The organism is Sinorhizobium glycinis (genome assembly GCF_001651865.1).
Classification (GTDB): Bacteria; Pseudomonadota; Alphaproteobacteria; order Rhizobiales; family Rhizobiaceae; genus Sinorhizobium; species Sinorhizobium glycinis.
In genome coordinates this window covers 1-3,376 of record NZ_LPUX01000023.1, presented here as the reverse complement: position 1 = coordinate 3,376, position 3,376 = coordinate 1, and the positions used below count along the sequence as shown (strand labels likewise).

At 56.3% G+C, this 3,376-nt stretch carries 2 protein-coding genes and 2 pseudogenes; 1 reads left to right on the top strand and 3 read right to left on the bottom strand.

Annotated features, from left to right (window positions below):
* Positions 1 to 263: 263 nt before the first annotated feature.
* Positions 264 to 1,011, top strand: a pseudogene (locus AU381_RS00230) (transposase family protein); the annotation flags it as partial.
* On the opposite strand, the pseudogene AU381_RS00225 reads toward AU381_RS00230, so the two are convergent.
* The 3 genes and pseudogenes from AU381_RS00225 to AU381_RS00215 all read right to left on the bottom strand — a co-directional run bounded on the left by AU381_RS00225 (position 998) and on the right by AU381_RS00215 (position 3,048).
* A pseudogene (locus AU381_RS00225) lies at positions 998 to 1,735 on the bottom strand (hypothetical protein). The pseudogenes AU381_RS00230 and AU381_RS00225 overlap by 14 nt on opposite strands.
* Positions 1,736 to 2,087: 352 nt before the next feature.
* Positions 2,088 to 2,564: a hypothetical protein gene (locus tag AU381_RS00220; RefSeq protein ID WP_034859839.1), complete on the bottom strand. Its 477-nt coding sequence runs from the start codon at positions 2,562 to 2,564 to the stop codon at positions 2,088 to 2,090.
* Between the two features lie 19 nt (positions 2,565 to 2,583).
* On the bottom strand, positions 2,584 to 3,048 hold the full coding sequence (locus tag AU381_RS00215; protein ID WP_048655401.1) for a hypothetical protein: 465 nt from the start codon (positions 3,046 to 3,048) through the stop codon (positions 2,584 to 2,586).
* Positions 3,049 to 3,376 lie beyond the last annotated feature (328 nt).

The following is a 3,376-nucleotide window of genomic DNA, read 5'->3' as shown; positions in this document are numbered from 1 at the left end:
CCCATCGAAATCATCACGCAACAAAATTGCTGAACCCATCGCAAACCTCCCGTTTGCTGCATGGATTCAGATTCGAAGCCCGTGGGAATCCCTGAGAGTCGGAAACGGCGCTCGTTGGTATAACTCTTTGCCGTCCGGCCATGCCCCAGTTTCCTCTCCTTGCGGGGAAACTGTCCGCGATTTTCCTTGTCTCAGTCTGGGGTGCACTCCAACTGTGTCCGGAGATTACCGGAAACCCTGTCCGGACTTTGCCGAAACCCGCAGGTCAGGGCATGACCCAGTTCTGGCGGGCGCTTTGCGAGCTAAACATCGAGATTCTTTGCGCAAACTCCAGTCAGGCCAAAGGTCGCGTCGAGCGGATGAACCGGACGCTACAGGACCGTTTGATCAAGGATCTGCGGCTGGAGGGCATCTGCGGTATGGATGACGGCAACGCTTTCCTGCCTCGGTTCATGGAGCGCTATAACCGGCAGTTTGCCATTGCCCCTGCCCGATCTGATGATCTGCATCGGCCGCTGAATCTTGCACCGGATCGGCTGCGGGACGTCCTGTGCAAACGGGAGCAGCGTTATGTCGGCGCCCAACTGACGTTCTCCTACGAGCGCCAGCGCATCATGTTCGAGGAGACCGAGGTGACGCGCGGACTGGTCGGGCGCTATGTCGAGACCTACGCCTATGCCGACGGCCGGCTCGATGTGCGCTGGAAGGGGCATTCCCTGCCCTACCGGGTGTTCGACAAGGACCAGCGGGTGACGCATGCGGCGATCATCGAGAACAAGCGGCTTTCCGATGTGCTGGCCTATATCAAGGAGCGGCAGGATCAGTTGCCGTCGCCGAAGGTCAAGACCAACAGCGAGAAGATTGGCTACACGCCGCGGGGTCGCAAGCCGGGCAAGCGGACGGAATTTCGTGAACGATCCAGCGGTCATTGCTCGGCGGCGACAGGCGCTTTCCCAGCAAGGTGCGGTGGAGCAAGGGCAACCCTACCCGGCACAGTTCAATGGAGAGTGAGTTCGGATTGCATGTCGGAGTCCAGCTTTAAACAGGCAGCCCACAACGGTGTCTTGTGGTAGGTTCCATGCTGCCAAATAGTCAGCCCCTCGCGATCTTCGTGCAGCTATCCCAACCAGCACAGCGGGCGAATGATATCGTAGCGGAACGCCGACCGTTCCGCCCAGGCTTCGACAGTCATTTCTGCTGGCTCGGGGTACGATTCGCTCGGGTATAGCTCGTTCGCCAGGTCGTCCAACGAACAGCCCGTTTCTGCTTTGATATTGATAAGATTGAGAAAGACGTGCCACCAACGCATCCGATTACGGACAGCCTCCTGCGTCTGCCCGTAGTGGATATAAGCATAAAGATAATCCGTCGCGATCAGATCGAAGAAGGCCTGCGGTCTCGCCAGAAAGTCTCGGCCGCGTTGGGTTGGTACCAGTACGTCCTTGCGCCGCCGAAGAAGCCGCAAGTACTTGAGCATGTCACGGACGACCAAAAGCGGCGGCATATCGGCTTCGTTGAGAACCTTGTTGATGCTGTATAAGTCGTCCGACGTGTAGCCGGGCCAATCGAAGTGAACAGCGGCCCAGTGGACGAACTTGCGGTTCATCGCCCCCGACGCGGTCAGACCGATCCCTCCCTGGGTCTCTGCGTAGGAAACCGTCATGGCCATGCCGCGAAGCAGTGGCGACAAAGCGGCGACATCGACGTCACCCATCAGCCTGATTTCCGGAAGCATCGCGAGATCCTGGCCCTGCACATTCAGCTGCCAGCAACATCTACCAGGAACGCATTAATTGAAACTGAGAAAGCTAAAGCCGAAGGGGTGCCCTACGCCCGCCCCCTCCCTTCCCTTGCAACCCGGCCCAGCCGGTCCGGTCGGGGGCTTGCCTCAGCGCAAGTGGAGATGTCGGGTGTCGCATTTCTAAATGGCTGAAGACGTATCCAAAGTGACATTTCTACTTTGCGCCGGAACGGACATTTCAACCTGGCCGCCACATTTGAGCACAGAACGAGAACACCTGCCGCGCGATAGAAAAACCGCGTTTGGCTGTGGCCAGATCTGAAGCCGGCGAATGATAGTCGGGACATCAAGCAGTCTTTTGAAGCATCTCAAAAAGTGGAGTTCCACCTCGGTCGAAATGCTCTCGGCTCTCCCAAACGCGCCAACGGTTGATTGGGGCTGGGTCCCGGCCTAGCTCGCCATCTTCAAGATTGGCGAGGCTGTAGTAGTAAGTGTTATATCTTCCTCTGCCTTGCGGAGGGCGAAAAGCCATGACAAGGCCGGATTTCGCCAGAAACAAGCGGGCGCTTTCGTGCGTATAATGGTGACGACACGCTGTTTCGCTTCCGTGCTCCTCCTCTAGCACCCAATCGTGTCCGTACGACAAGCACGCATCATCCAAGGATGTCGCGTGCCACGTCATGGTCTCGGTGAAATCTTCGGACGGCAAAACACCGAAAAGACCTTCATCATCATTTAACCGCTTGAGGAAGAGGACGATGGCGGCGCTGCTTCCAAACGACATCCTCAACAACTCGCCGGGCTCGAGGTCCGCCATCCTCATTACGGCCAACTGACTTTTCCTATGCATCACGCTTAACCTTTGCCCTAAAGTCTCTGATGTTGGTGAACGTATCTTCGGCGTGGATGGCCTTTTCCATCTCTTCCCGCAGATCCGAATCCGCATTGATCATGTTCAGGAAATCGCAAATCAGGTTCTTGGCGAGCAGCCCCGTTCGGCCCGACATTTGGCCATCCAGATAGATTGCGCAGGCCATTTCGAGATCGTTGGCGAGCTCTTTAAACTCGCTCTCCCACGCAGCTAGGTCGTCGTTTGTTTTGGCTTGGTGCAGTCGATCAACTCTCTGCATGATACTGGCACGCATCTCTCCTATGGCGCCAGCAGACACAGCCAATCGATCGTTCTTCATTTGTCGTCCCACAAACAAAAGGCCGACGAGAGCGATCGGAAACCCAAAAACTGTAACGAGGTTAGACAAGAGCGAGAGATTTGCTGGCTCAAAAAGCCAGTCAAGCGCAGCCTTCATTTTCCGCTGCCAGGCTTGGGCTTTCCGATCTTGTCGGGCACGTAGTTGGTCGTGAATGACTTCTGAGTTTTAACGGACCCGATGCTTGATTCGCCAAATCGACCAGGACGTGGTGCTGGAATAGACGCGGGCTTTGGTGGTTTCTTGTCGGTCATATCGAATTCCAATTATTTATCTGCTGTAGCTAAAGAACGGCGAGCCGTAGCCCGCCGCCTTTTCACTCGTCACTTCGTCTTGGTGGGATCCGTAATACCAACGAGCGCCGTTTCCGACTCTCAGGGATTCCCACGGGGCTTCGAATCTGAATCCATGCAGCAAACGGGAGGTT

Excerpts from the sequence above, each read along its gene's own strand:
- AU381_RS00215 (WP_048655401.1), bottom strand. The coding sequence starts at position 3,048 with ATGAAGGCTGCGCTTGACTGGCTTTTTGAGCCAGCAAATCTCTCGCTC.
- AU381_RS00220 (WP_034859839.1), bottom strand. The coding sequence starts at position 2,564 with ATGAGGATGGCGGACCTCGAGCCCGGCGAGTTGTTGAGGATGTCGTTT.